Source organism: Dactylosporangium sp. McL0621 (assembly GCF_049995355.1).
GTDB lineage: Bacteria > Actinomycetota > Actinomycetes > Mycobacteriales > Micromonosporaceae > Dactylosporangium.
Window position 1 is genome coordinate 3,320,225 of record NZ_CP188259.1, and the last position, 25,044, is coordinate 3,345,268.

At 72.7% G+C, this 25,044-nt stretch carries 25 protein-coding genes; 12 read left to right on the forward strand and 13 right to left on the reverse strand.

All coding sequences use genetic code 11. From position 1 onward, the window contains the following. Positions 1 to 40: 40 nt before the first annotated feature. The 6 genes from ACPPVO_RS15610 to ACPPVO_RS15635 form a co-directional block, all read right to left on the reverse strand. Positions 41 to 2,134, reverse strand: coding sequence for an alpha-galactosidase (locus ACPPVO_RS15610; RefSeq protein WP_426511921.1), 2,094 nt, complete (start codon positions 2,132 to 2,134; stop codon positions 41 to 43). A 31-nt stretch (positions 2,135 to 2,165) separates the two neighbouring features. Further along, positions 2,166 to 3,035, reverse strand: coding sequence for an ROK family protein (locus ACPPVO_RS15615; protein WP_426511922.1), 870 nt, complete (start codon positions 3,033 to 3,035; stop codon positions 2,166 to 2,168). Positions 3,036 to 3,045: 10 nt separating this feature from the next. Then, a complete protein-coding gene (locus ACPPVO_RS15620) occupies positions 3,046 to 4,074 on the reverse strand; it encodes a serine/threonine protein phosphatase (protein WP_426511923.1) in 1,029 nt (342 codons plus the stop codon). 67 nt (positions 4,075 to 4,141) lie between these two features. Continuing rightward, positions 4,142 to 5,212 carry a hypothetical protein gene (locus tag ACPPVO_RS15625; RefSeq protein WP_426511924.1) on the reverse strand — a complete coding sequence of 357 codons (1,071 nt, stop codon included), beginning with the start codon at positions 5,210 to 5,212 and terminating at the stop codon, positions 4,142 to 4,144. Positions 5,213 to 5,215: 3 nt separating this feature from the next. After that, positions 5,216 to 6,337, reverse strand: a complete 1,122-nt coding sequence (locus ACPPVO_RS15630) for an SPFH domain-containing protein (RefSeq protein ID WP_360381600.1) — start codon at positions 6,335 to 6,337, stop codon at positions 5,216 to 5,218. A 98-nt stretch (positions 6,338 to 6,435) separates the two neighbouring features. After that, entirely contained in the window at positions 6,436 to 7,284 is an 849-nt protein-coding gene (locus ACPPVO_RS15635; RefSeq protein ID WP_426511925.1) for an alpha/beta hydrolase, read from the reverse strand. 85 nt (positions 7,285 to 7,369) lie between these two features. Between ACPPVO_RS15635 and ACPPVO_RS15640 the strand changes: the two genes are divergently transcribed. From ACPPVO_RS15640 to ACPPVO_RS15655, 4 genes are read left to right on the forward strand one after another with little or no spacing between them, the layout of a single operon-like run. Then, positions 7,370 to 8,284 carry an ABC transporter ATP-binding protein gene (locus ACPPVO_RS15640; protein ID WP_426511926.1) on the forward strand — a complete coding sequence of 305 codons (915 nt, stop codon included), beginning with the start codon at positions 7,370 to 7,372 and terminating at the stop codon, positions 8,282 to 8,284. After that, positions 8,281 to 9,033, forward strand: coding sequence for an ABC transporter permease (locus tag ACPPVO_RS15645; RefSeq protein ID WP_426511927.1), 753 nt, complete (start codon positions 8,281 to 8,283; stop codon positions 9,031 to 9,033). Before ACPPVO_RS15640 ends, ACPPVO_RS15645 begins: the two co-directional genes overlap by 4 nt. Then, positions 9,030 to 9,788: an ABC transporter permease gene (locus tag ACPPVO_RS15650; protein WP_426511928.1), complete on the forward strand. Its 759-nt coding sequence runs from the start codon at positions 9,030 to 9,032 to the stop codon at positions 9,786 to 9,788. Before ACPPVO_RS15645 ends, ACPPVO_RS15650 begins: the two co-directional genes overlap by 4 nt. Before the next feature lie 55 nt (positions 9,789 to 9,843). Beyond that, entirely contained in the window at positions 9,844 to 10,020 is a 177-nt protein-coding gene (locus tag ACPPVO_RS15655; protein WP_426511929.1) for a hypothetical protein, read from the forward strand. Here the strand turns inward: ACPPVO_RS15655 and ACPPVO_RS15660 are convergent. Both ACPPVO_RS15660 and ACPPVO_RS15665 read right to left on the reverse strand, forming a co-directional pair. Next, positions 10,013 to 10,405, reverse strand: a complete 393-nt coding sequence (locus ACPPVO_RS15660; RefSeq protein ID WP_426511930.1) for a nitroreductase/quinone reductase family protein — start codon at positions 10,403 to 10,405, stop codon at positions 10,013 to 10,015. The two genes, ACPPVO_RS15655 and ACPPVO_RS15660, sit on opposite strands and share 8 nt — an antisense overlap. A gap of 331 nt (positions 10,406 to 10,736) precedes the next feature. Further along, entirely contained in the window at positions 10,737 to 11,354 is a 618-nt protein-coding gene (locus tag ACPPVO_RS15665; protein WP_426511931.1) for a CPBP family glutamic-type intramembrane protease, read from the reverse strand. A gap of 52 nt (positions 11,355 to 11,406) precedes the next feature. On the opposite strand from ACPPVO_RS15665, the gene ACPPVO_RS15670 reads away from it, so the two are divergent. The 4 genes from ACPPVO_RS15670 (at position 11,407) to ACPPVO_RS15685 (ending at position 15,965) form a co-directional block, all read left to right on the forward strand. Further along, complete coding sequence (locus ACPPVO_RS15670; protein ID WP_426511932.1) at positions 11,407 to 12,507, forward strand: endonuclease/exonuclease/phosphatase family protein; 1,101 nt, start codon at positions 11,407 to 11,409, stop codon at positions 12,505 to 12,507. Positions 12,508 to 12,613: 106 nt separating this feature from the next. Further along, complete coding sequence (locus ACPPVO_RS15675) at positions 12,614 to 13,588, forward strand: hypothetical protein (RefSeq protein ID WP_426511933.1); 975 nt, start codon at positions 12,614 to 12,616, stop codon at positions 13,586 to 13,588. Then, a complete protein-coding gene (locus ACPPVO_RS15680) occupies positions 13,585 to 14,070 on the forward strand; it encodes a hypothetical protein (protein ID WP_360381583.1) in 486 nt (161 codons plus the stop codon). The genes ACPPVO_RS15675 and ACPPVO_RS15680 overlap by 4 nt, the downstream gene beginning before the upstream one ends. Continuing rightward, positions 14,067 to 15,965: a DNA recombination protein RecN gene (locus ACPPVO_RS15685; RefSeq protein ID WP_426511934.1), complete on the forward strand. Its 1,899-nt coding sequence runs from the start codon at positions 14,067 to 14,069 to the stop codon at positions 15,963 to 15,965. Before ACPPVO_RS15680 ends, ACPPVO_RS15685 begins: the two co-directional genes overlap by 4 nt. A gap of 427 nt (positions 15,966 to 16,392) precedes the next feature. Here ACPPVO_RS15685 and ACPPVO_RS15690 read toward each other — a convergent pair whose 3' ends face one another. Next, positions 16,393 to 18,453 (reverse strand): PQQ-binding-like beta-propeller repeat protein, encoded by a 2,061-nt coding sequence (locus ACPPVO_RS15690; RefSeq protein WP_426511935.1) that lies wholly within the window; start codon positions 18,451 to 18,453, stop codon positions 16,393 to 16,395. Between the two features lie 139 nt (positions 18,454 to 18,592). Further along, the gene (locus ACPPVO_RS15695; RefSeq protein ID WP_426511936.1) at positions 18,593 to 19,042 is read right to left on the reverse strand and encodes a MarR family winged helix-turn-helix transcriptional regulator; all 450 of its coding nucleotides are present in this window, start codon (positions 19,040 to 19,042) and stop codon (positions 18,593 to 18,595) included. Positions 19,043 to 19,099: 57 nt separating this feature from the next. Here ACPPVO_RS15695 and ACPPVO_RS15700 point away from each other — a divergent pair, with 57 nt between their 5' ends. Beyond that, a complete protein-coding gene (locus ACPPVO_RS15700) occupies positions 19,100 to 19,852 on the forward strand; it encodes an alpha/beta fold hydrolase (RefSeq protein WP_426511937.1) in 753 nt (250 codons plus the stop codon). Here ACPPVO_RS15700 and ACPPVO_RS15705 read toward each other — a convergent pair. From ACPPVO_RS15705 to ACPPVO_RS15715, 3 genes are all read right to left on the reverse strand, one after another. Then, positions 19,843 to 21,078, reverse strand: coding sequence for a L,D-transpeptidase (locus ACPPVO_RS15705; protein WP_426511938.1), 1,236 nt, complete (start codon positions 21,076 to 21,078; stop codon positions 19,843 to 19,845). The genes ACPPVO_RS15700 and ACPPVO_RS15705 overlap by 10 nt on opposite strands. A 132-nt stretch (positions 21,079 to 21,210) precedes the next feature. Beyond that, the gene (locus ACPPVO_RS15710; RefSeq protein ID WP_426511939.1) at positions 21,211 to 21,588 is read right to left on the reverse strand and encodes a DUF427 domain-containing protein; all 378 of its coding nucleotides are present in this window, start codon (positions 21,586 to 21,588) and stop codon (positions 21,211 to 21,213) included. 10 nt (positions 21,589 to 21,598) lie between these two features. After that, positions 21,599 to 22,132 carry a TetR/AcrR family transcriptional regulator gene (locus ACPPVO_RS15715; RefSeq protein WP_426511940.1) on the reverse strand — a complete coding sequence of 178 codons (534 nt, stop codon included), beginning with the start codon at positions 22,130 to 22,132 and terminating at the stop codon, positions 21,599 to 21,601. A 99-nt stretch (positions 22,133 to 22,231) separates the two neighbouring features. Between ACPPVO_RS15715 and ACPPVO_RS15720 the strand changes: the two genes are divergently transcribed. The 3 genes from ACPPVO_RS15720 (at position 22,232) to ACPPVO_RS15730 (ending at position 24,967) form a co-directional block, all read left to right on the forward strand. After that, positions 22,232 to 23,449, forward strand: a complete 1,218-nt coding sequence (locus ACPPVO_RS15720; RefSeq protein ID WP_426511941.1) for an MFS transporter — start codon at positions 22,232 to 22,234, stop codon at positions 23,447 to 23,449. 73 nt (positions 23,450 to 23,522) lie between these two features. Continuing rightward, positions 23,523 to 23,705, forward strand: a complete 183-nt coding sequence (locus ACPPVO_RS15725; protein WP_426511942.1) for a hypothetical protein — start codon at positions 23,523 to 23,525, stop codon at positions 23,703 to 23,705. A 71-nt stretch (positions 23,706 to 23,776) separates the two neighbouring features. Next, a complete protein-coding gene (locus tag ACPPVO_RS15730) occupies positions 23,777 to 24,967 on the forward strand; it encodes an amidohydrolase family protein (protein ID WP_426511943.1) in 1,191 nt (396 codons plus the stop codon). Positions 24,968 to 25,044: the final 77 nt, after the last annotated feature.

Sequence of the window (25,044 nt, forward strand, 5' to 3'; positions counted from 1 at the left end):
ATTAGGTCAACAGCGGAGGGGCATCCGGTTTACCGCCGGGTCAGGCGACTTTGCGCAGATGCGTCACCGCGCTGTCGTGGTTGTGCGCCAGCCCGGCGTCGAGCCCGTGCGCGGCCAGGAACGCGGCCGGGTAGCGGGCCCCGGTGTCGGCGTCCTCCCACGTGCCGGCGGGCAGGAACGGCAGCCGGGCCGGCGGGCCGGGCTCGCCGTAGCGGTGCCCGTCGAGGAACTGGAACACCGCCGCCTCGTCGCCCGCCGCCGACAGGTAGGCCAGGGCCGGCGCGTCGCAGTCGCGGGGCGAACGGATCCGGTGCAGCCGCCCCTGCTGCACGATCGGCCGGATGCGCTTGTACTGCGCGATGAGCGCCGTCGCCAGCTCCAGCTCGGCCGGGGTCCACCCGGGCAGGTCCCCGCCGATGCCGAGCACCCCGGCCATCGCCACGTGGAAGCGGAACCGCAGCGGCAGGCGGTTGCCGGTGAGGAAGTTCGGGGCGTCGGTCACCCAGGCCGTCATGGCCCGCGCCGGGTACAGCTGCCCGAACCCCTCCTGGATGCCCAGCCGGTCGCTGGCGTCGGTGTTGTCGCTGGGCCAGACCTGGTCGGTGCGGGCCAGGATGCCGAGGTCGACGCGGCCGCCGCCGGACGCGCACGACTCGAAGCGCACCCCGGGGTGGTCGTGGCGCAGCCGGTCCAGGACCGCGTAGAGGTTGCGCGCGTGCCGCGTCGACCACTGCAGGTCGCCGTACGGGCCGGGGTCGGTCACCGGCCGGTTCATGTCCCACTTCACGAACGCGATGTCGTGCTCGGTGAGCAGCCGGTCGAGCCAGTCGTGCAGCCAGGCCGCCACCTCGGGTTTGCCGAGGTCGAGGACGAGCTGGTGGCGCAGCTCGTGGCGGGGGTACCCGGGGGAGGCGTAGACCCAGTCCGGGTGGGCCCGGTACAGGTCGCTGTCGGGGTTGACCGCCTCCGGTTCGACCCAGATCCCGAACTGCAGGCCGAGCTCGCGGACGCGCTTGACGAGCGGGCCGAGGCCGTTCGGGAAGCGGCTCGAGCTGGGGATCCAGTCGCCGAGGCCGGCGTTGTCGGCGACCCGGGTGCCGAACCAGCCGTCGTCCATGACGAACAGCTCGCAGCCCAGCGCCGCGGCCCGCTCGGCGAGCGCGATCTGGTTGGCCTCGTCGAGCTCGAAGCCGGTCGCCTCCCACGAGTTGTACAGGACCGGGCGCAGCTCGTCGCCGTGCGGCAGGACCTCGCCGCGCACGTAGTCGTGCCAGGCCCGGCTGGCCGCGCCGAAGCCCGCGCCGGACCACAGCCCGCAGCTCTTCGGGGTCTCGTAGTGCCCGCCGGCGCCGAGGCGGGCGACGGGGGCCTCGTGCCCGGCCCCGGCGTTGGCCACGACCCGCCCGTCGGGCAGCCGCTGGACGTCGATGCGCCAGGTGCCCGACCACGCGAGGGCCGCGGTCCACACCTCGCCGTGGGTCTCGGTGGCGGCGCCGTCGTCGACGGCCACCCAGGGGTTGTGCATGGGGCTGGTGGTGGTGCGGCGGCTGCCGAGCCGGACGGCGCCCGGGGGCAGCGGGGTGCGCTCGAGCCGGCTGTCGGCGCCCCATCGGCCGTGCAGCGTCGACAGGCGCGCGCCCTCCCGGGCCGGGAGGCACCAGGCGGCGCTGTCGGCCCGCAGCACCTCGACCGGCACGTCGGTGTGCAGCTCGGCCCAGCGCTCGACGACGTCGTGGCGGCCGGTGACCCGGTAGTGCAGGGTGAGCCGCAGCGGGCGGGTCAGCTCGGTGTACCGCAGCCGCAGGTGCCCGCCGTCGTGCTCGGCCCGCGCGAGGACCCAGCGCACGGCCCGGCTGTCGTCGGCGAAGCGCAGCGCGAGGGCCGGCTCGGTGAAGCGCAGGCCGGTGTCGGACGGGTACTCCTCCCGCCCGTCGAGGGGGCTCTCCCAGCTGCCCCGCGACCGGCCGGACACCACCGCGGCCAGGGCGGCCGCGGCGTCGTCGTCGACGGGGGCGCCCCAGTGCGCGGCGAGCGGGACGTCCTCACCGGTCAGGCAGAGCACGTAGGCGCTGTGCGGGGTGCGCAGCACCCAGACGCCGGGGGCGGGTTCGGACACCGGGGGCGGTAACGACATGCACCGTTCGTAGCACCTGACCGCCGAATTGTCAGGACCCGGCGTAGGCGGCGCCCAGCAGCGCCGAGCGCTCCGTGTCGGCGACCGGGCGGGCCGGGACCGGCAGGTGCAGGGCGGGCTCGATGAGGTCCCAGGCGCCGGTCATCGAGCCGCCGATGACCACCACCTCGGCGCCGAAGCGGTCCAGCCACTCGGTGAGCAGCCGGCCCAGGATGCCGAAGGCGACCTCGACGACCTCGCAGGCGTCCCGGTCGCCGCCGCGGGCCAGCGCGGCCAGGCCCCGCATGCCGTCGACGGCGACGCCGGTGCGGGCCAGGTACTTGCGCACGAGCGCCCGGTCGGAGACGAGGTCCTCGATGTTCACGCCGTCGACGTCACAGAAGTGGATCTCGCCGTCCGGGGGCACGTCGGGGCCGTCGCTGACCACTGCCCCGTCGGCCAGCCAGGACGAGCCGATGCCGGTGCCGAGGGTGATCGCCACGCTGCGGCGGGTGCCGGTCGCGGCGCCGTCGACCCACTCGCCGAGCAGGAACGCGTCGGCGTCGTTGACGAACGTGAACGAGCCGGGCGCGGCCGGGATCGCCTTGGCCAGCGCGTCGCGCAGGTCGACGCCGTGCAGCTGGTCGAACTTGCCGACGCCCTCGTGCCGCGACACCCCGGCCACGTAGTCGAACGGGCCCGGCATCGCCACCGCCCAGCGGTCCCCGGGGCCGGGCAGCAGCCGCTTCGCCGCGTCCGCCAGCACGCCGACGATCGTGTGGGCGTCCTGCGCCGGGTCCAGCGGGTGGCGCTGGCGGTCGAGGATGCGGTGCCCGGCTACCTCGACGCTACCGGCGGTCACGTGACTGCCACCGATCTCGAGAACCCGCACGGCAGGGGAGGGGGAGTCGGTGTCCGGCACGTCGTAAACGTTATCGCACCCCGTTTGCGGTGATCCGCTCCGCGTACGGGTACGGCGTGTGCTTCGAGCCCGTGACCAGCCGGTCGAAGAAGTGGCGCATGGCGGCGGAGGTGCCGGCGTGACGCAGGATGACCGCCCGGCTGCCCGGCGGCGCGTCGTGCAGCTCCGCCGGGAGCGTGCCGGTGGCGGCCCGGGCGACCAGCTCCTGCGCCCGCGGCCAGTCGCCGGGGCAGCCGTGCACGCACGCGAGCCAGGCGGCGAAGTGCCCGGTGTTGTACCGCCGGTCGTAGCCCGCGTGCGCGCGGAAGAACGCCGACTCCTGCGGCGTGCGCGCGAACGAGGCGTGCAGGGCCAGGCCGAAGTCGGCGAGGTACACCAGCCGCCCGTCGGTGAGCAGGTTGCCCATGTGCGCGTCGAAGTGCAGCAGCCCGCCCGCGTTCATCGCGCAGATGGCGGCCGCGAGCCGGGCCGCCACCTCGACCCCGGCGTGCTCGTCGCCGCCGTCGAGGCGCTCCCGCAGCCACGGCCCGAGCTCGTGCGGGATGTGCTCCAGGAACAGCGTGACCGCCGCGGTGGCCGCGTTGAGCTCCTCCAGCCGCCGGCGCACGGCCGGGCTGCCGTCCCAGTAGGCGGTGCGCTCCTCGACGTCGACGGCCCCGGCGTCCAGCCGCGGCAGGACCCGCCAGTGGTACAGCAGCGGGAAGTTCGGCTGCCGTCCCGAGCGCACCCACGCCGTGGTGAGCCGGTGCGCGGTGAGTTCCCGCCAGGCCCCGAAGCCGGCCGAGCCGACGCCGTACTGGTAGAAGCCGGGCAGGCCGAAGAGGTTCCCGGTGTCGTGCGGGGCGGCCAGCTCGGTGGCGGTGAGCGGCACCTGCTTCACGAAGACCGCGACGCCGTCGACCTCGATCCCGGCGGTGCGCCCGCCGATCCCGGCCCCGTGCGGCGCGGCGTCCGCGACGAGCCCGGCGAGGTCCTCGTCGCCGAGCGCGGCGAGCACGGGCGCGACCCGGTCGAAGCGCGCGGCGCGATGATCGAGCATGGTCGCAGTCTGCCACGCATGAACAAGGCGCGGCCCGTGTTCACGGACCGCGCCCCGGGTGGTTGCGCTAGCGGTGCTTGCTGACGACCACGAGCACGATGATGATCGCGATGACCGCGACCGCGCCGAGGATCGCCAGGGCGATCTTCATGGCGCTGTACGGCCGCTCGCCCGCGACCTCGCCGGTCACGCCGTTGACCTGGATGTTGTACGTCTTGCCGGCGTACAGGTAGCAGGCGATCCACACCGGCAGCAGCATGAGCTTGAAGGTGACGTCGTTGTACTGCGTGTGCATCTGCTCGACGCGCTGCTCGTCGCCGCCGATGTCCTCGCGGCAGTCCCGCTCGATGATCGGGCGCATCTTGCCCTTGGCGGACTCGAGGCCGGTCTCCGGCTCGACGTCGTAGCGCAGCGTCTCGTGCCCGGCGAGGTACTCGGGCCGGTACGCCTGCGAGTTCGGCAGCGGCCACGGCTCCAGCTCGTCCAGGTGCTTCTGGGTCACCTTCGTCGTGCCGGTCACCAGCACGTCGTCGAACTCCCGGAACACCCGGCCGCTGGCGTGGTACCAGCGCGTCTTCTGCACCTGGCGGGTCTTCGTCTCACCGTTCTCGGTGTAGGTCTCGGTGACGTAGTAGTGCTCGCCCCGCTGGCCCTCGTAGTCGGTGATCGTGCGCGAGTCGTACGTCCAGTGCGGCAGGTACATGCTCTTGGCCGTCTCGGCCTCGGAGACCTTCTTCAGGCCCGACGGGGCGAACCAGCGCGACGACGCCCACTTGCCCAGCGACTCGCGCAGCGCCCGCTTGTCGAGCACGAACGGCAGCACCGCCTCGGGCACGACCTGGTCCTGCGGGCTCACCTCGGCCACGACCGGGGCGTTGCAGAACCGGCAGCGGTCCGAGATCGAGTCGCTCTCGGTCTGCGCGCCGCAGTTGCGGCACACGAACACATGCTTGGCCAGCAGCGCGATCGGCTTGCGGGGCAGGCTCGTGAAGGAGAGGTAGTCGTGCTCGCGGACGCGCGCGCCGGTCTGCTGCAGCACGGTCTCGTGGCCGCAGTACGGGCACTTGAGCACGTTGGTGCCGGGCGCGAACTCGACATTGGCGCCGCAGCCGGCGCACGGGTACTGGCTCTGCGACATGGGTCAGCCCATCGGGGGGAGCGGCGGGGGGACGGAGGCGAAGATGCCCGCGAGCTCCGGAACCTGCTCGGCGGGGGTCCAGGCGGCCATGCCGTTCTTCCACACCAGGGTGGCCCGGCTCACCGCGCCGGCCTGCACCTGCTGGGCGAGGGTGCCCGCGTCGAACGGGCCGGCCTGGGCGCCGTTGACGGCGGCGAACCACTGGGCCTGCGGCGGCAGCGGCGGGGGGCCGGCCGGCGGCGCCGCGGCCGGGGGCTGCTGCGGCTGCGTGGGGCGGTTCAGGGAGCTCGCGACCTGCTGGGCGGCCGCCATCCCCAGGCCCAGGCCGAAGCCCTCACCGGCGCCGCCCTGGTTGTTCGCGGCGTCCTCCATGGCGTTGGCGGCCTGGAACTTCGAATACTGGTCGAGGTTGCCCAGCACGCCCATCGAGGTGCGCTTGTCCAGCGCCTCCTCGACCTCCGGCGGCAGGGAGATGTTCTCGATGATGAACTTGGGGATCTGGATGCCGTACTCGGCCAGCTCCTGGGTCAGCACCCCGGCGAGCTTCTGGCCGATGAGCAGCTGCTGGGAGACCAGGTCGAGCACCGGCACCTGCGCGGCGGCCAGGGCCGGGCCGAGGTGGCCGACGATGAGCTGGCGCAGGAACTCCGACACCTCTTCGGTGCGGAACTGGGGGTCGGTGCCGACGAGCTGCTTGAGCAGGTTCTCCGGGTGCACCACGCGCAGCGAGTAGGCGCCGAACGCCCGGAGGCGGACCATGCCGAACTCGGCGTCCCGCATCATGATCGGGTTCTGGGTGCCCCACTTGAAGTCCGTGAACTGCCGGGTGTTGACGTAGTAGACCTCGGCCTTCCACGGCGAGTCGAACCCGTACTTCCAGCCCTTCAGGGTGGACAGGATCGGCATGTTCTGCGTCTGCAGGGTGTAGGTGCCGGGGACGAAGACGTCGGCGACCTGACCCTCGTTCACGAAGACCGCGACCTGCGACTCGCGCACGACGAGCTTGGCGCCCATCTTGATCTCGTTCTGGTAGCGCGGGAACCGCCAGACGATCGTGTCCCGGCTGTCGTCGAGCCACTCGATGATATCGATGAACTCGCCCTTGACCTTGTCCCACAGTCCCACGTCGGTCCCCCTTGCGTCCGGATCATCGAGCGACGCAGACCCTAGCAACTGTTCCTGGTAACCAGACGGTTGCTGTCGGGAAACTGCCCACCCATATTTCAGCGCAGGATCGCCGCCGCGTCAGTCAGGAAACCGGCATACGCCCGCTCGGCCGATCGGGCCAACTGCGCATACATCGGATGGTTGTGCACGAGCCCGGGCTCGACCCGCAGTTCGGCGCCGACCCCGGCCGCCCGGAGCCGCTGCGCGTAGCGCACCGCCCCGTCGCGCAACGGGTCGAGCCCGGCGGCCACGATGAGCGCCGGCGGCATCCCCTCAAGAGCGAAATGCAGCGGGTTCGGTACCGCATGAGCCTCCGGCGCCCACCACGAGACCCACTCGCGCAGGTCCGCGACGTCCAAGGTGAAGCCCCGCCCGAACTCCTCCGCGCTCGCCCCGCCCAGCCCCAGGTCCAGCAGCGGGCAGACCAGCAGCTGCGCGACGAGCGGCACCGCGGCCCGCCGCGCGGCGAGCACGGCGACGAACGCCCCGGCCGAGTCGCCGGCCACCGCGACCGGCCCGGCCTCGGCGGCCCAGCCGAGCACGGCGAGCGCGTCGTCGAGCGCGGCCGGGAACGGGTGCTCGGGCGCGCGCCGGTAGTCCACCGCCACGACCGTGGTCGCGGTGGCGGCGGCCAGGCGCCGGCACACCAGGTCGTGGGTGTCGAGGTCGCCGAGCACGAAGCCGCCGCCGTGCAGGTACACGACGCGGGCCCGGCTCTCCTGCTCGTAGACCCGCACCGGCACCCCGGCCACGAGCCGGTCCGCGACCGGCATCGCGGGCCCGGCGGGCCGCGCCCGCGCCCGCGCGGCCGAGCCTTCCCGCAGCTCGGCGACGGTGAGCGGCGGCCCGGGCACCCGGGAGTCGAGCACGAAGCGCTCCACGTCGGCGTCGGCGAAGATCGTCACGTCATAGATATATCCTGTCGCGTTCTTGCACGAAATCATGTTAGTTTTCCGGCCTCACGTAAGCGGATGACGGGGGAGGCCGGGGATGGTGTCCGATGTGCTCGTCGAGGCCGACGGGCTGGCGAAGGTACACAGGACCGGACAGGTGCGGGCGGTGGACGGGGTCTCGTTCCGGATCCGCCGCGGCGAGGCGTTCGGGTTCCTCGGGCCCAACGGCGCCGGGAAGTCCAGCACCATGCGCATGATCGCGTGCGTCTCGCCGCCGTCCGGGGGGCGGCTCACCGTCCTCGGGCAGGACCCCGTCCGCGACGGCTCCGCGATCCGCGCCCGCATCGGGGTCGTGCCCCAGGACGACGCCCTCGACGGGGAGCTCACCGTCGAGGAGAACCTGCTCATCTACGGTCGGTACTTCGGGCTCTCCCGGCGCCAGGCCCGCGACAAGGCGGTACAGCTGCTGGATTTCGCGCAGTTGACCGACAAGGCGGGCGCCAAGGTGGCCGCGCTGTCCGGCGGCATGCGCCGGCGCCTGACCATCGCCCGGTCGCTGGTGAACGACCCCGAGATCCTGCTGCTCGACGAGCCCACCACCGGGCTCGACCCGCAGGCCCGGCACGTGCTGTGGGACCGGCTGTTCCGGCTCAAGCAGGACGGCGTCACGCTCATCCTCACCACGCACTACATGGACGAGGCCGAGCAGCTCTGCGACCGGCTCGTCGTCATGGACAAGGGCACGATCGCCGCCGAGGGCTCGCCCCGGGCGCTCATCGAGCGGTACGTCACCCGCGAGGTCCTCGAGCTGCGCCTGCCGCCCGGCACGCCGATCCCGGCCGACGACCGCGTCGAACGGGTCGAGGAGCTGCCCGACCGGGTGCTGCTCTACACCGAGGACGGCGAGGCGGTCCTGGCCAAGCTCGCCGCCGAGCCGATCGCCGCGCTCGTGCGCCGGGCCACCCTCGAGGACGTGTTCCTGCGCCTCACCGGAAGGTCGCTCGTCGAATGAGAGTCCTGGCGCTGCGCGAGTTCGCGTACTGGATGCTGCGCTACCGCCGCAACTGGCGGGCCACCGTCGTCGTCTCCGTGCTCAACCCGCTGCTGTTCCTGCTGGCCATGGGCGCCGGCCTCGGCCGGCTCGTGGACCGCAACACCGCCCCGGACACCCTGCACGGCGTCGCGTTCCTGGCCTTCTTCGCCCCCGGCCTGCTCGCCGCGGCCACCATGCAGACCGCGGTCATCGAGGCGAGCCGCCCGGTGTTCCTGGCCGTGCGCCCCGGCGGCAGCTACCGCAACGCCACCGCCGGGCCCCTCGGCACCGGCGACGTGCTCGCCGGGCACCTGCTCTACATGGCGTTCCGGATCGCCACCTCGGCGCTGTGCTTCGTGCTGGTGCTGCTGTGCTTCCCGGCGCTGCGCAGCACCGCCCTGCTGTGGCTGACCCCGGCCGCGCTGCTCACCGGGATGGCCTTCGCCGCGCCGCTGGCCGCCTGGGTCGCCACGCTCGAGTCCGGGCAGCCCATCTCCACCGTGTTCCGCTTCGTGATCATGCCGATGTACATGTTCTCCGGGGTCTTCTTCCCGGCCGAGCAGATCCCGGCCGCGCTGCGCTACGTCGTGTACTGCACCCCGCTGTGGCACGGCACCGAGCTGTGCCGCGGCCAGCGGCCCCTCCTGCACGCCGCCTACCTCGGCGCGCTCACCGTCGCCGGGGTCCTCGTGGCCCGCCGCACCTACCGAAGGCGGTTGTTCGCATGAGCCGGGCCCTGCTGCTCGTCGAGCGCAACCTCATGATCTACCGGCACACCTGGGCCGTCCTCGCCGCCGAGGTGCTCGAGCCGCTGCTGTACCTGCTGTCGATCGGCGTCGGCGTCGGCGCCCTCGTCGGCTCGGTCCCCGGCGTCGACCCGGACATCGGCTACGCCCAGTTCGTCGCGCCCGCCCTGCTGGCCACCGCGGCCATGAACGGCGCGATGAACGAGACCTCCTTCGGCCTGTACTTCAAGCTCCGCCACGAACGCACCTACGACACCATGGTCACGACCCCGCTGACCGTGCGCGACATCGCCCTCGGCGAGACCGCCTGGGCCCTGCTGCGCGGCGCCGTGGCCAGCGGCGGGTTCCTCGCCGTCGTGGCCGTGCTCGGGTACGCCCGCTCGCCCTGGATCCTCCTGGCCGTCCCCGGCGCGGCCCTGGTCGGCTTCGCCTTCGCCGCCGCCGGGCTGGCCGTGGCCACGTTCCTGCGCGACCCGGGCGACTTCCAGCTGATCCAGCTCGTGATGCTGCCGATGTTCCTGTTCGCGACCACGTTCTTCCCGGTGACCGTCTACCCGCGGCCGCTGCAGTGGCTGGTGGAGGCCCTGCCGCTGTACCACGCGATCCAGCTCCTGCGCGAGCCCGCCCTCGGCCACGTCGGGCCGGCGCTGCTGCCGTCGGTGGCGTACCTGCTCGCGTTCGGCGCCCTGGCCCTGGCCATCGCCCTCCCGCGCCTGCGGCGGGCCCTGCTCGCGTAGGCATCGCATCGCGCCCTATGGGTAGGCGACGGGCCAGTTCAACGCGGCCCGCCAGGTGGGCAGCGCCCTGGGCATCGCCGCCCTGGGCGCCCTGCTGGCCGGCGCCGGCGTGCGGGTCGCCCTGCTGGCCGGCGCCGGCGTGCGGGTCGCCCTGCTGGCCGGCGCCGCGGGCTACCCGGTGGCGATGGCCTCGGCCCTCCCGATCCGCCTCCCGGCCCGGCCGCTCAGCTGAGCCGGATCACGGGCAGCGCGCGGGACGTCTTCTTCAGGTACCCGGCGAAACGGGGCTGCGCGGCGACGATCCGCCCCAGGGCCTCCTCCCGGCGCTCCCCGGTCAGCTCCTCGACCTGCGCGGCGCGCTTGCGGCCGCCGTGCTCGATCCACACGCGGTCCGGGTGGGCCTTGAGATTGTGGTACCACGCCGGGTGCCGCTCCGCGCCGTTGTTCGAGGCCACCACGAGCCACGCGTCGTCCCCGTCGGCGAAGCGGGCCACGGGGGAGGTGCGCTCCTTGCCGCTCTTGGCCCCGACTGTCGTGAGGTAGAGCAGGTCCATCCCCGCGAACCGGTCGCCGGTCCGCTTGTGGATCCCGATCATCAGGTTCTTCATCATGCCCATGCGTCGATCATCGCCCCCCGGGCCCCCGGTTGTCGCGATCGATGCGTCCCCGATGGGCCGGGACTTTTGTCCTGCCGCACAGTCGAGAGCGCCTCCAGGACCCGCACCGAGTGCCAGTCCGCGAGCACGAGCCCGCCGATCCCCGCTCCCACGATGATGACGTCCATCGCGCGTCCGTTCGCCACGATCGTTGCACGGCCGCGACGTAGTGCCGCGTTCCGGCCTGCGGCCGACCTCGTCCTCGCGCACACGTTCGATGCCAGAGCGTGCCGGCGCAGGTCTTGATGGGGCGTGGGTGGAGCGCAGCTCCCCCACCGCGAGCGCCGGCTCGCTAATAAGCAGTGCCGTGGTAGAAGTAGCGGCCCAGGCCCACTGTGAAGATGAGCAGGCCGTAGGCGGCGTGCTCGACGCAGACGGTGAGCAGGGAGCGGGTGCGCTGGTAGCGCCGCGCGAAGAGCCAGCCGCCGAACAGGGTCAGCACGACCGCCACCGGGTTGCCGAAGAGCAGGTGGGCCAGGGCGAACGAGACCGCGCTCGCGGCCGCGGCCGTGTGCTCGCCGCGCAGCAGCCTCCGGTACCGATGCAGCAGGAAGGCCCGGAAGACCAGCTCCTGCGGGTAGACCGACACCACCGGGTAGGCGAGCACGATCAGCGCCCACAAGCCCGGATTGTGCCGCGGCAGGTCGAACAGGTGCTCCCGGTCGAAGGCCCAGACGGCCGCGACCGCCAGCACCGCGGCGAGCGCCCACAGCCGCAGGATGCGCGGCAGCTCCGGCCGCAGCGCCTCCGGGCGCCACAGGTCGCGCCGGTCGAAGTCGCGGGCGCGGCGGAAGTAGAACGCCACCACGACCGTGAGCACCAGCAGGATCGGGATCGGGCCGCCGGGAACCTTGACGAAGGCGAACAGCACGGGAAGCACGACGAACACCAGGATGAACTCGGCGGCCATCCGGGGGACGCTGTCATCCGCAGATGACGATCTACCCATACTCTCGTGGACGATGCGCATCGCGAGCTACAACGTCGAGAACCTGTTCAACCGGGCCAAGGCGCTGGACCAGCGCACCTGGGCCGACGGGCGGCCGGTGCTGGAGGCCTACGCGCGGGCCGCGGAGCTGCTCGAGGAGCCCGTCTACACCGGCGAGGTCAAGCACGAGATCCTGCGCGAGCTCGCGCGGCTCGGGCTGCGCAACGGCGACCTCGCGAAGTTCGCGCGGCTGCGGCAGAACCGCGGGCGGCTGCTGCGCCGGGCCCGCGACGGCCGGGTCGAGGTCGTCGCCGGCGGGCGCGCCGACTGGATCGGCTGGGTCGAGCTGACCACCGACCGCTGCGACGAGCAGGCGCTGCTCAACACCGCACGGGTCATCCTCGACGTGCGCGCCGACGTCCTCGGCGTGATCGAGGCCGAGAGCCGCCACGCGCTCAAGCGGTTCACCGAGGGCGGGCTGCGCGGTCTGTACCGTCACATCCAGGTCATGGACGGCAACGACGAGCGCGGCATCGACGTCGGGATCATGTCCACGCAGGACTTCCCGCTCGCCGGGCAGCGCACCCACGTCGACGACGCCGACGAGCGGGGCCGGGTGTTCAGCCGGGACTGCCCCGAGTACCACTTCGCCCTGCCCGGCCGCGCCGAGCGCCTCGTGGTCCTGGTCAACCACCTCAAGAGCAAGGGCTACGGCGGGAAGCTCGCCTCCGACGCCACCCGCCGCCGCCAGGCCGCCCGGGTCGCCGAGATCTACCGCGAGCAGGCCACCCCGTACGTCGCGGTCGTCGGCGACCTCAACGACACCCCCGGCAGCGAACCGCTCGAACCGCTGCTGCACGGCACCGACCTGCGTGACATCTCCGCGCACCCCGCGTTCGAGGACAACGGCCGGCCCGGCACCTACGGCTCCTGCACCGCCCGCAACAAGCTCGACTACGTGCTGCTGTCCCCGGCGCTGTGGGCGGCCACCACCGGCGGCGGCATCCAGCGCAAGGGCGTGTGGGGCGGCCGCAACGGCGTGCTGTGGCCGATCTACGAGACCATGACGAAGGCGGTCCACGCCGGCTCCGACCACGCCGCCATCTACGCCGATGTCGACCTGAACAAACTGTGATCACACATTCGGTGAAATCTACGCCCACGGTAGCGGTTGCATCGCCGCGCGTGACAATCTGGGTCATAGAAGATCAAGCCTGTCGGGGGTCAGAGGGCGAGGGAGGATGACTGCGACCGCGGCTTCCCCCAGCCTTGCCTCCGGCGAGCCGCCGATCAACTTTGCCGCGCACCAGCTGCGCGCCGGCAACCTCGCCGGCGCCCGGGACGACTTCGAGCAGATGCTCGCCATGCTGCTCGCGGCGATCTACCCCGGCGCGCGGGCGATCAGCGCCAACCCGGGCGACTGGGGCATCGACATCCTGCTCGGCGAGCTGTCCGGGCTCGTGGTGATCTGGCAGTCGAAGTACTTCTGGCCGATCGTCACCCGCTCGCACCAGGGCCAGATCCGCGAGTCGTTCGACTCCGCGGTCGCGGCGGCGGCGCGCAACGGGTACCGGCTCGCCCAGTGGGTGCTGTGCGTGCCCGCGAGCATGGACGCGCCCACCGCCCAGTGGTGGGACAACTGGCGCGCCCGCCGGCAGCGCGAGACCGGGGTCCAGATCGAGCTGTGGCACGAGAACGTGCTGCGCAACCTGCTCATCAAGCCCGACTGTGCCCACGTGCGCCGGCACTTCTACGATCCCTACGCGGCGCCGGCGGGGGCGTCGCCGGCTCCACGGGTACCGCTGCATGATCTTCGGCCCGAGGACGACGCGGCGCTGGAGGCGGCGCTCTTCGTGCGCCAGCTCCGCGCCGCCGGGCACACCGAGGTCGGCGCGGCCAAGCGCGAGTTCTTCAACGCCGACCTGCTCGCCCGCGAGGTCCTCGACAAGCGCGTCCCCGGGGAGCTCGACGCGCTCGACGAGGCCGACGGGCTCGTGCACGGCATCTGGGAGGCCGGCTTCAACGCCTGCCTCGCCGAACACCCGGGCAACGCGCTGCTCCCCGGCCTGCACGCCGCGGTGATGCGCGAGATCCGCTCGTCCGGCGGGTTCCCCGAGCTGCTGCGGGCCGGCGTCGTGCACCGGTGCGGGCTCATGCACCGGGTCGTCGAGCAGCGCCGGGCCGGCTGGGTCACACGCTGGCGGGAGCTCGTATGACGCCCGAGGAGCTCAGCACCTTCCGCCGCGTGCGGCTGCTGTTCGTGCTCGAGGCCGCGGGGGAGGGGCTCGACGCGGAGCGGCTCGGCGCCTACGAGTTCCTGGCCGGGCAGCCGCTGCTGCTCGCCCGCGGCGACGACGACCCCGACCGCACCACGCTGCGGCTGGCCGGGTTCGACGACCGGACCGTCGCCTACGCCAGTCCGGCCCAGCGGTACGTCACCGCGCAGCTCAGCCTCGGCCGGGACCTCGCCGCCCTCGTCGCGCAGGGGCTCGTGGACGTGGCGGCGTCGGGACGGGTGACGTACCGCCTCACGGAAGAGGGAGCGAACATGGCCCGGCGATTCACGGCGATGTATGCTCAGTCATACATCACAGCGGTACGCATCGTCATCCGTCGCCTGCGGCGCCTGAGCGGTCGTAAGCTCCGAGAGAACCTGCGACTTTGGCTCCAACCCGTCCCAGTCAAGGACGTGCCATGATCGGTCTGCGTACCCAGGGCATCCGGATCAGGCGCCTGCGCCTGCACGGCGACGACCGCGACTACGACGTCGACTTCCGCGCCCCCGACGACGCCCCGCGGCCGCTGTCGGTGCTCGCCGGCGCGTTCAGCACCGGCAAGACCACGATCCTGGAGTTCGTCGACTACTGCCTCGGCGCCAACGACCACCCGCGCCACCCGGAGATCACGCCGAAGGTCAAGTCCGCGACCCTCGAGGTCGAGCTCTCCGGTTCGCCGTACCTCATCGAGCGCGCCGTCGGCGAGCCGTCCATGTACGCGTACGTGCGCGCCGGCCGCCTCGACGAGCCCGGCGCCGCCCCGCGCGTGCGCCGCACCCTCCGCCCGGCCGGGCACCCCGAGAGCCTCTCCAGCCTGCTGCTGTCGCACTGCAAGCTCCAGGGCGTCCGGCTGGCCCACGACATCGACGACTCGCTGAGCTTCCGCGACCTCATGTGGCTGTGCTTCCTGCCCAACGAGCGCCTCGACGGCAAGGACCTGCTCTTCGAGAGCGTCCCGATGAAGCACCTCAAGCTGCGCCAGGTCGTCGACGTGGTCTTCGACGTCCACGACGACCACACCGTCGAGATCGGCCGGCGCATCCGGGCCGTCGAGGCCGAGCTCGCCGCCGCCCGCACCGCGTACCGGGCCGCCGAACAGCTCGTCGAGGACCAGCACATCGGCAGCCGCCTCGACCTCGAAGCCCTCGAACAGCAGGCCAAGGACGAGCTCGCCACCTGCGCCCAGAGCCTCGCCGCGTTGGACGCGAGAGCCCGCGCCGGTACGGCCTTCGCCGCCGACCTGCGCGAACGGCACCGCGACGCGGCCCGGTCCGCGCTGGCCGCGCACAACGAGCTGCGCGACCGCGAGACCCAGCTGCAGCGCATGATCCCGCTGCGCGGCACCTACGCCGACGACGTGTCGAAGTGGACGATGCTCGCCGAGGCCGACCGCCTCTTCGAGACCGGCGCCGGCGTCTGCGCCTCCTGCGGCTTCCCGATCGGTACCGCGGACGAGCGCTGCCCCGCGTGCCGCTTCCCGGTCGGCCCGGTCGACGTCTCCGGCGAACTGCGCTCGGCCAAGACCCGCCTCGCCGAGCTCACCCGGCACATCGAAGACCTCGAACGCGAGATCCCGCAGCTGCGCGCGGCCGCGTCCCGGGCCCAGGACGCCGAGTCCCGAGCCGCCGCCGAGGTCGACGCGGCCACCTCGCACGCCGTAACCCCGTTCCTCGCCGAGCGCGACGCGATCGCCCGCCGCCGCGAGGAGGCCGCGTACGTCTTACAGCGCGCGGCGGACGGCCTGCGGCTGGTACAGAGCCTGGAGCGCCGCGCCACGGGCATCCTGCAGATGATGGACCAGCTCGAGGCGGACCGCGGCGAGCTCGGCGCCGGCGGCACCCTGTCGAGGCGCGCGGACCGCTCGGCCGTGGTCCGGCGCGTGAGCGAGCGCTACCGTGCGATCCTGGCCGAGTTCCGCTACCCGAAACTGGCGGACGCGTACCTTGCCGAGGACCTGACGCCGTACGTGCGCGGCGAGCCCTACCCCGCGGCGTCCTCGGGCGGCCGCGTGCTGATCGCGCTGGCCTGGCAGCTGGCGATGTTCGAGACCGCGTGGGAGTCCCGCTCGTCCCACCCCGGGTTCCTCCTGCTGGACAGTCCGCAGAAGAACCTGGGCGCGCTGGGCGACCTGGAGGACGGCCAGACCATCGAGCGCATCTACCGCCACATCGAGGACTGGCTGGCGGGCCGGGGCGTGGGCGCCCAGATCGTGGTGGCGGACAACGCCCCACCACCAACGGCGGCGGCGGACGTGATCGTGCGCTACTCCCGCCGCGCCGACCAACCCCCATACGGCCTGATCGACGACGACTTCTGAGCCTCGGCTACGGTGGGTGGCGCCGGTTGACGGCGAGTGATTTGCTCAAGATCCAATTTGGACGGCTTGGGTAGAATTAGGTTTAGAGAAGGGCCGGCCCACCGCCGAAGTGCCACGCGCGATCCGAGCTCTTTCTCCGCCTCCGTGTTCCTTGACTCCTTCATCTGCTTTGCCTGCGCCGGCCTGTGGTTACGCGTCCCGGGGGTTGTGACGGTCCCCAGGGTTGTGACGGTCCCAGGGCTGCGGGTCGCCATGGTTGCGCGTCCCGGCGGTTCGCATGGGCTTGGGGGCTTGCACGGTCGCGCGTCCCGGCGGTTCGCATGGGCTTGTGGGCCTGCACGGTCGCGCGCCCGGCGGGTCGCGTGGGCTTGCAGGCCGACATGGTTGCGCGTCCCGACGGGTCGCGTGGGCTTGTGGGCCGACATGGTCACGTGGCCGCCTGGATCTCCTGGGTCGAGACGATCACGGTGCCGAAGCGCTCGACGTCGTCGTGCTTGACCACGTCGTACCGGCGGATCGCCGAGGCCTCGTCCGTGCCCGCCCACAGCACCTGCACGCGCAGGGTGTCGCGGTCCTTCACGGTGGTGTACGTGCACGTGGCGTCGTCGTCGCGGTGGGCGGTCGTGCGCTGCCTGCCCAGGCGCCTGACGACCTCCGCGGCGGGCAGGACACCGCACGGGTCGGGCCGGTCGACGGCGCCGCCGAGGTAGCCGGTCGGCTGCTTGACGGGCCGGATTCGGTACCACGCCAGGCGCTCCCCGTCGGCGACCAGCACGGCCGACCCGCGCTGGGGTACGGCCGCGGCGGGCAGCGTGGTCGCGTACGGCTCGGAGACCCCGTGCTCGCCCACGCCCGACACCGCCGTGAACGGCACCGGCTGCGGGGCGGGGCCGACCGCGTACAGGCGGCCGCCCTCGCGCACCAGTGCCCGCACGGTGCGCTCCGTGCGCCAGCGCTCGCGCCCGTCGGCGAGCGCGAACGCCTCGAGCGCGCCGTCGGCCCGGTCGGTGCTCCCGCCGGACTGCGCGACGATCGCCACGTCGCCCTCGACGGCCAGGTCGCAGAACTCGGCGCAGCCGTCCCCGTCGCGCTGGACGAGGCGCTTGCCGTCCGGGCCGAACAGCTGGAACGTCCGCGCCCCGCGCACCAGCGTGGCGCCGTCGCGGACCAGCAGGCCCAGGCCGCCGTCGTCGGCGTTCGGGTCGAGCGTGGTGCGCGAGCGCAGCGCGCCCGAGCGGGCGTCGCGGATCTCGAGGCGGTCCTCGAGCCGGTCGTCGTCGGTGCAGATCAGCCGCAGCGCCGTCGTGCGGCCGTCGCCGGCCGAGGCGCGCAGGTCGCAGTCCTCGGGCAGGTCGGCGCTCCACAGGCGGCCGCCGTCGCCGGCCGCGACGGCGTTGATCGTGCCCGCCCCGGGGGCGTCGCGGGTGGCGACCGTCGCGGCGTCCTCGTCGGTGTGGCCGATGCGGGGGCGGCAGGTGCCGTGATCGCCGGACGGATCCTGGCCCGGGTCGGCGCCGTCCCCGTTCGAGCCGCGCGCGTTGGAGTTGCGGTCGCGGGCGTCCGGGTCGCGGGCGGGGTCGCGGTCGGAGTTGCGGTTGTCGGACCCCGGATTCTGAGTGGCATTCGGCCGAGCGGTGGTGTTGGGCCGAGCGGTGGTGTTGGGCCGAGCGGCGGCGTGGGGCTGGGCGGTGGCAATGGACTGAGCGGCGGCAATGGGCTGAGCGGCGGCGTGGGGCTGGGCGGTGGCAATGGGCTGAGCGGTGGCAATGGGCTGACCGGTGGCGTGGGGCTCAGCGGTGGCGTTCGCGCCGGGGCGCAGTTTGTGCGCCGCGCCGCTCGTCTTGTTCGGCTTCTGGGGAGTTGCGTGCGGGCCCCATGTGCCCGTGGGGGATGCCTCCGGGGTTGCGGGCGCACGCGTCCGGCTTTTTCCGGATTTATCCGACTTGGGGGCATTGCGCGGATCGGCCCACTGCATGGGGGACGAGCTCTCCGCCGGCTCGCCCACCAGCAGGGCCGGGCCCGCGGCCATGGCCTCCGTCCGGGCGGTCAGGGGCATCCGCCAGCGCACCGTGCCCGTGCGCGTCGACAAGGCGGTCAGCTCGGCCGTCTTCGCGCCGCGGTGGTACGTGTTCACCAGCACCGAGCCCGAGCCCAGATCGCTCTGCGACCACAGGACCGTGCCCAGGTCGCCCGAGGAGTCCAGCCGGCGGCGCCAGCGGACCGTGCCGGTGTGGGCGTCGATGCCGGTCAGCTCGGTGCCCGCCTCCGCCTGGGTCACGATGATGTCCGCCGTCGGGTCGTAGCCGACCAGGTCCCGCGCCGCCGTCTCGAACGTCGCGCCGCGCACGAGGTCGCCCGGGTGGGCGCCCAGGCTCGTGGTCGACGTCTCGAACGACGGGGGGATCGGGGGCTCCGGGTGGGCGGCCACGCTGGCGGTCAGGACCGCCGCCGGAACCGCCAGCAAACCCGCCGCGGCGTACGGCCTCACGTCAAACCCCGGTTGTTCCACCGAAAAACCTGAAAACCAAAAACCTAAAAAGGCGCTAAATGCGGATATTTCCGGACACGAACCAACGCGGCCCGTTCACCGTTCCCGGCATATCATGATTTAGCCCGCAAAATACCCGTTACTGCGGCAAATGCGGATCGTTCACCGCGCGACCCGGCGGCACGAGATGGCGATGCAACGTCCGCAGTGCCGCCTGCACCTCCGGCAGCGCCCGCGGATCGTCGAGGGCCGCGAGCAGCACGTCGTCGGCGGGCGCGGCGCTCACGATCAGCAGCGGCGGCCGCGCGGCCGGGTTGGGGCGCACCAGCGTGCGCCGGCGGTCGCGCGGGTCCGGGGACGTGACCACCGAGCCGTGCTCCTGCAGGCGCGCGACCGACGCCGACACGTGGCTCTGCGGGAAGCCCGTCCGCGCCGCGATCTCGCCGACCGAGCTGTCCGGGTGCTGCGTCACGTCGACCAGCACCGAGCGCACGCTCGCCGGCAGCGACTCGTCGCCCAGGGCCGGCATGGCGCTGCCCGCGAGCCTCATCAGCGTGCGGCCCAGGACCAGTAACTCGAGTCCGTTCACGGCCGCCAGAATACAACAGACTTGATGCATCAGAAATGATGCTTTACCGTCGGCGGCATGTACACGCGACTGCACGGCAGCGGGGAGCGCCTGCTCGTGATCGTCCAGCCCGGCGACGGGGACGCGGACGGCACGGAGGCGCTCGTGCGCGAACTGGCGAAGGACCGAACGATCCTGACGTACGACCGCCGGGGCCTTTCCCGGAGCCCGGCCGGGGACGGCCCGGTGACGATCGAGTCGCACACCGACGATCTGGCCCTGATGCTCGCGCACAAGGCGCGCTCGGCCAGACACGCCCAGGTGGATGTCCTCGGGATCAGCATCGGCGCGCTGATCGGGCTCGACCTCGCGGCCCGGTACCCGGCGCTGGTGCGCACGCTCGTCGCGTACGAGCCGCCGTTGCCGCAGCTGCTCGACGACCCGGAGCCGTTCGTGGCGGAGCAACGCCAGATCGAGGCGGGCGGCCTGCAGCGGTTCCTCGCGTTCACCGGCTTCGACCCCGCCGACCGCGAGCGCGACGCCGTCCTCCCGCGCCCGGGCCCGGACCGGGCCCGGAACCTCGAGTTCTTCCTGACCTACGACGCGCCCGCGGCAAGGCGGTTCCGGTTGTACCTCGAGCCGCTCACCCGGGACACGGTCGTCCCGGCGATGGGCCGCAGCAGCCGCGGCCGTCTGCACGCGGCCCCGGTGGAGGCCCTGGCCCGGCTCCTCGGCACGGAGCCGGTCGAGTTCGAGGGCGGGCACAGCGCCCACGTGTTCCGGCCGAAGGCCTTCGCGCGGACGCTGACCGAGGTGCTAGATCACCACTGAGCCCAGGGGATGGTCCAGTCGCCGAGGCCGTCGGTGACCGGCAGGTTCTTGGGCGTGTTGCGTACCTCGACCACGTCGCCGGTGTCGAACGTGTCGTAGAACCACTGCGCGTTGGCCGGCGCCACGTTGATGCAGCCGTGCGACGTGTTCGCCTTGCCCTGCGAGGGGATGTTCCAGTCGGCCAGGTGCACGTACTCGCCGGAGAGCGAGATCCGGCAGGCCAGCTTGATCTTCTCCTCGTAGTAGTTCGGGTTGTTCTTGTCCGTGATGCCGTAGCTGGCGGAGCTCATCGTGACGACCGGCTCCTTGGTCATCAGCACGTGCACGCCGGAGCGGGTGAAGAAGTCGATGGTCTCGCCCTTGGAGCCGGTGGTCGTGCCGCCCTTGCCCATGCTGACCGGGATCTTCTTGACCATCTGGCCGTCGATGTAGCACTCCATCTGCTTCGTGTTGGAGTCCGCGATCGCGATGCGCGACGGGCCGATGGAGAAGTTCGCGGTGGCGTTGCCGCCGCCGTACACGCCGTTGCCCAGGTCGACCCCGAGGACGTTCACGCTCACCTTGACCGTGGTGCCCTTGGCCCAGTACTTCTCCGGGCGCCAGTGCGCGCTCTGGTTGGTGACCCAGTGCCATTTGCCCTCGACCGACGGCGAGGTGGTCACCTTCATCGCCTGCTCGGCCGCGTCCTGGTTCTTGACGGCCTTGTTGAAGAACACGATGACCGGCTGCCCGACGCCGTAGGTGCCGCCGTTCTTCAGCGCGAGCATCGGGTTGGCCTGGAACGTGACGCTCGCGACCGACTTCGGCTGCAGCGTCGTGAACGAGCTGCTCCGGCTGACGTCCTTGCCGTCCGCGCCGGCGCCGGCGACCGTGACCGTGTACGTCTGCCCGTACGTCAGGGTCCCGCTCGACGTCCAGCTCTTCTTGTCCTCGGACAGCTTGCCGTCGAGGTTCTTGCCGCCGGCCGCCACGGTGACCGTGTTGAGCGTGCCGTTGTCGATGGCCACGGTCACCTGGCTCGTCGGCGACACGTCCTTGGTGTCGGCCGCCGGCGTGATGGTGACCGTCGCGGGCGTGCCCCCGCCGCCACCGCCGCCCCCGTCGGCGCCGGGCGAGCCGTTGCCGGTCCAGGCGGCCTTGCCGGTGTTCCCGTCATTGCACGCGGCCAGCGCGGCGGCCGCGGCCACTCCCGCGCCCGCGGCCAGCATCTTGCGACGACTCAACATGTCTGTGCCCTCCCCGTTCGCGAACGGTACCGATCGGGAGCCGGACTGCAAAACCCTCGAAAGGTATTGCCCGCAATGTCCGAAGCGCTGTGCCCGGAGGTTAGACGTGCGCGGAGGGCCGCGGCGTTCATGTCAGGTAACCGACACCACAGTCACCTCGAGACGGTCGGTGTAGAAGGCGACACGCTTCGCGATCGGGGCCACGGCCTCGTACGGCGTCTCGTAGCTCCAGACCGCGTTCTCCACGGTGCCCTCGGGCGTGACGACCGAGTAGTAGGAGGCGTCGCCCTTGAACGGGCAGTACGTGCTGTGGTCGGTGCGCTGCAGCAGCTTCTGGTCGACGTCCTCCAGCGGCACGTAGTACGCGACCGGGTACGTGGACTCCTGCAGGGCCAGCGCGTTGGTGGTGTCCGCGACGACGTGCTCGCCGGAGCGGACCACGACCCGCACGTCCGACGGGGTCACGGTGATGGGGTGGTCGGGGCCGGGGATCAGCTGTGGGCGACTCATGCGCCCAACGCTATGCCGGCAGGAGTTTGTCGACCAGGCGGACCGGCAGATCGTCGTCCAGCGTCCAGGGGAGGAAGATCGCGCGGTACACGATGGGGCCGATGATCCCGTCGACGATCTCGTCGGCGGTCGGGGTCGCGGGCGCGCCGACGATGACGAGGGCCTCGGCGCGCCGGTTGCGCAGGCAGTCGGTCTCCTGCTCGCCGGCCGACGCGCTGCCCCCGCGCAGCAGGGCGGCGTTGAGCGGCTTGCGGTAGTGCTCGACGATCTCGCGCGCCCAGGCGACGAGGTCGGCCCGCAGGTCGCCGGTGCGGGGCAGTTCGCGCTGCGGGTCGAGCCGGTGGGTCGCGATGTCGTTGAGCAGCGCGGCGGCGTCGCCCCAGCGGCGGTACACGCTTGTCGGGTTGACCCCGGCGCGCTCGGCGACCAGCGGGATCGTCACCTTCTCGGCGCCGCGCTCGCGGACGAGGTCCTCCACGGCGTAGCGGATCGCGGAGAGCACGGCGGCGCTGCGTCCACCGGTACGGCGTACAGGCGCGGACATGGTGTGACCCTCCTTACTAAAGCAAAATTCTTGGCTTTAACGCGCCGGAAGCGCGTACGTTCAGCGTAACGCAAAGACCTTTGCTTTAGGAGTCGCGTGATGTCTACCGCAACACTCGACCGCCCGGTCGCTCCCGTCCGGCGCCGCACGCTGCCGCCGGGCGTGGCCTTCGCCGGCGCGGCCCTGGCCTTCGCGTCCCTGTACCTCGCCGCCGGCGCCCCCACCCCGCTGCTCGTGCTGTTCGAGCGCGAGTGGGGCTTCGCCCCGTGGGTGCTGACCGTGGCCTTCGCCGCCTACGCGTTCGGCCTGCTCGCCTCGCTCGTCGTGGTCGGCTCGCTGTCCGACCACATCGGCCGCCGCCCGGTGCTCATCGGCGCCCTCGCCGTCGAGCTCGGCGCGATGATCATGTTCGTGTTCGCCCCGAACATCGGCTGGGTGATCGCCGCCCGCGTCGTGCAGGGCGTCGCGACCGGCGCGGCCAGCAGCGCGTTCACCGCGGCCCTGGTCGAGCTCGCCCCCGAGCGGCACAAGCGCCTCGGCGGCATCCTCGGCGCCGTCGCCCCGGCCGGCGGCCTGGGCCTCGGCGCGCTGCTCACCGGCGCCGCCGTCCAGTTCACCCACCAGGCGAACCTCATCGTCTTCACCAGCCTCACCGTCATCATGGCGGTGGGCACCCTGACCGCGGTGCTGTCGGCCGAGACCGTCGGCCGCCGCCCGGGTGCCCTGGCCGCCCTGAAGCCCCAGGTTTCGGTGCCGCGGGCCGCTCGCCCGGACTTCCTGGCCGCCGCCCCCGCCCACCTGGCCTCCTGGATGCTCGCGGGCCTGTTCATGGGCCTGTCCCCGAGCATCCTGCGCGACGTCTTCCACCACAGCAGCGGCCTGCTCAACGGCGTCACCGCGTTCATCCCGCCGGCCACCGCCGCGACGGCCGCGTTCCTGCTCAGCCGCCACCCGGCCCGCGCGGTCGTGCGCAACGGCACCGTCGCCGTGCTGGCCGGCACCGCGATCGTGCTGCTCGGCATCGCGACCAGCACGCTGCCCCTGCTGTGGGTGGGCGGCCTGATCGGCGGGGCGGGCTTCGGCGCCACGTTCTCGGGGGCGCTGCGCGCGGTCGGCCCGCTCGCCGAGGCGCACCAGCGCGCCGCGCTCTTCGCGGCCGTGTTCCTCGTGGCGTACCTCAGCTTCGGCGTCCCGGCGATCGTCGCCGGCCAGCTCGTGGCGCCGCTGGGCCTGCTCACGACGGTGCTGTGGTACGGCGGCGCGATCATCGTGGCCGCGCTTGTCGCGCTCGGCGCCCAGCTGCGACTCGCCCGCTGAAAGTCTCACGAGCGCTGGTCCCCGTGCCGATGGCAGGGGGACCAGCCGTCGTTCACGTCACGGAGGACAGCGCATGCGCATCGGCGACTCGATCACGTTCAGCCTGCCCGCCGCGGGCAGCCCGATCGACCCGGCGGCCCGCAAGGCCCGGGTCAACGCCCAGGCCGACACCTTGAGCCAGCTCATGGGCACCAAGCACAACGTCCGGGTGGCCGCGAACGTCACCGACGGCAAGGGCGTCGACCTGTACATGTGACGGTCGCCGGGCCGACTTGCGTCTCCAAAAGCTTTTGAGTTAGCTTTCGAAAAAGCTTTTAGGGGGTACACGTGGATCTGCTCATTCGCGGCGGGCGGCTGCTGTCCGGGGCGCCCGCCGACGTGCTCGTCGCCGGCGGGGTCATCGCCGCCGTCGGGGCCGCCGGCTCGGCCGCGGCCGAGGTCATCGACGCCGAGGGGCTGGTGGTGGCACCCGGCTTCGTCGACGGGCACCGGCACCTGTGGCAGGCGCCGCTGCGGGGCGCCGGGGCCGACCTGACCCTGCCGGAGTACTTCGGCGCGATCCTGGACCGGGCCCTGGGCGCGTACTCGCCCGAGGACGCCCACCTGGCCACGCTGCTCGGCGCGGCCGAGGCGCTCGACGCCGGGATCACCACCGTGCTCGACTGGTGCAACGTGACCCGGTCACCGTCGCATGTGGACGGCGTCCTCGACGCCTACGCGACCGCGGGCATCCGGGCCGTGGTCGCGGCCGCCGACACCGCCTACGCCGCGCGCATGGCCGGGCTGACCGGCCTGGTCACCGGCGCGCTCGCGCTGCTCGGCCCGCAGTACGGCCGCTGGGACGACGCCGTCGCCGAGCTGGGCCTCGCCCGCGAGCTCGGCCTGCTCGCGTCCATGCACCTCGCCGGCGGGCCGGACGGCCCGATCGCCCGGCTGGACGCTGCCGGACGGCTCGGCCCGCACCTGCAGTTCGTGCACGTCAACGCCATGACCGCGGACGACGCCGCGCGGCTGGCCGCAACCGGCACGGGCGTCACGGTCACGCCCGTGGTGGAGGCGACGATGGGGCACGGCGCCTCGCCGTACACCCGCTTCGCCGCCGCGGGCGGGCGCTGCGGCCTCGGCACCGACGTGGCCGTGAACGCGCCGCCGGACCTGTTCGAGCCGATGCGGGAGACGCTGCGCCGGCACCGGGCCGAGTCCGCCACCATGGCCCCCGCGGGCACGGTCCTGGCCGCCGCGACCGAGGACAGCGCCGCCGCGATCGGCCTGGGCTCCGTCACCGGCGCCCTGACCCCGGGCCGGCGCGCGGACATCGTGCTGCTGTCTGGCCTGTCGCACCTGCCGGGCGAGGCCGTCGCGGGCGCGGTGGTCACGGCCATCGGCCCGGCCGACGTGCACACGGTGCTAGTGGACGGCCGCGTGGTGAAGCGCGACGGCCGGCTGACCGCCCTGGACCTGCCGAAGCTGCAGGCCCAGGCGGTGGACCTGGGCCGCCGGGCGCTGGCCGGCGGGTGAGGCGCGACGGCCAGCTGACCGGCCCGGACCTGCCGAAGCTGCGGGCCCAGGCGGTGGACCTGGGCCGCCGGGCGCTG

Bases quoted from the DNA above. Each gene is read 5' to 3' on its own strand.
- ACPPVO_RS15610 (WP_426511921.1), bottom strand. From the start codon at position 2,134: ATGTCGTTACCGCCCCCGGTGTCCGAACCCGCCCCCGGCGTCTGGGTG.
- ACPPVO_RS15620 (WP_426511923.1), bottom strand. From the start codon at position 4,074: ATGCTCGATCATCGCGCCGCGCGCTTCGACCGGGTCGCGCCCGTGCTC.
- ACPPVO_RS15625 (WP_426511924.1), bottom strand. From the start codon at position 5,212: ATGTCGCAGAGCCAGTACCCGTGCGCCGGCTGCGGCGCCAATGTCGAG.
- ACPPVO_RS15640 (WP_426511926.1), top strand. From the start codon at position 7,370: ATGGTGTCCGATGTGCTCGTCGAGGCCGACGGGCTGGCGAAGGTACAC.
- ACPPVO_RS15645 (WP_426511927.1), top strand. From the start codon at position 8,281: ATGAGAGTCCTGGCGCTGCGCGAGTTCGCGTACTGGATGCTGCGCTAC.
- ACPPVO_RS15650 (WP_426511928.1), top strand. From the start codon at position 9,030: ATGAGCCGGGCCCTGCTGCTCGTCGAGCGCAACCTCATGATCTACCGG.
- ACPPVO_RS15660 (WP_426511930.1), bottom strand. From the start codon at position 10,405: ATGGGCATGATGAAGAACCTGATGATCGGGATCCACAAGCGGACCGGC.
- ACPPVO_RS15665 (WP_426511931.1), bottom strand. From the start codon at position 11,354: ATGGCCGCCGAGTTCATCCTGGTGTTCGTCGTGCTTCCCGTGCTGTTC.
- ACPPVO_RS15670 (WP_426511932.1), top strand. From the start codon at position 11,407: ATGCGCATCGCGAGCTACAACGTCGAGAACCTGTTCAACCGGGCCAAG.
- ACPPVO_RS15675 (WP_426511933.1), top strand. From the start codon at position 12,614: ATGACTGCGACCGCGGCTTCCCCCAGCCTTGCCTCCGGCGAGCCGCCG.
- ACPPVO_RS15680 (WP_360381583.1), top strand. From the start codon at position 13,585: ATGACGCCCGAGGAGCTCAGCACCTTCCGCCGCGTGCGGCTGCTGTTC.
- ACPPVO_RS15685 (WP_426511934.1), top strand. From the start codon at position 14,067: ATGATCGGTCTGCGTACCCAGGGCATCCGGATCAGGCGCCTGCGCCTG.
- ACPPVO_RS15700 (WP_426511937.1), top strand. From the start codon at position 19,100: ATGTACACGCGACTGCACGGCAGCGGGGAGCGCCTGCTCGTGATCGTC.
- ACPPVO_RS15705 (WP_426511938.1), bottom strand. From the start codon at position 21,078: ATGTTGAGTCGTCGCAAGATGCTGGCCGCGGGCGCGGGAGTGGCCGCG.
- ACPPVO_RS15710 (WP_426511939.1), bottom strand. From the start codon at position 21,588: ATGAGTCGCCCACAGCTGATCCCCGGCCCCGACCACCCCATCACCGTG.
- ACPPVO_RS15715 (WP_426511940.1), bottom strand. From the start codon at position 22,132: ATGTCCGCGCCTGTACGCCGTACCGGTGGACGCAGCGCCGCCGTGCTC.
- ACPPVO_RS15720 (WP_426511941.1), top strand. From the start codon at position 22,232: ATGTCTACCGCAACACTCGACCGCCCGGTCGCTCCCGTCCGGCGCCGC.
- ACPPVO_RS15725 (WP_426511942.1), top strand. From the start codon at position 23,523: ATGCGCATCGGCGACTCGATCACGTTCAGCCTGCCCGCCGCGGGCAGC.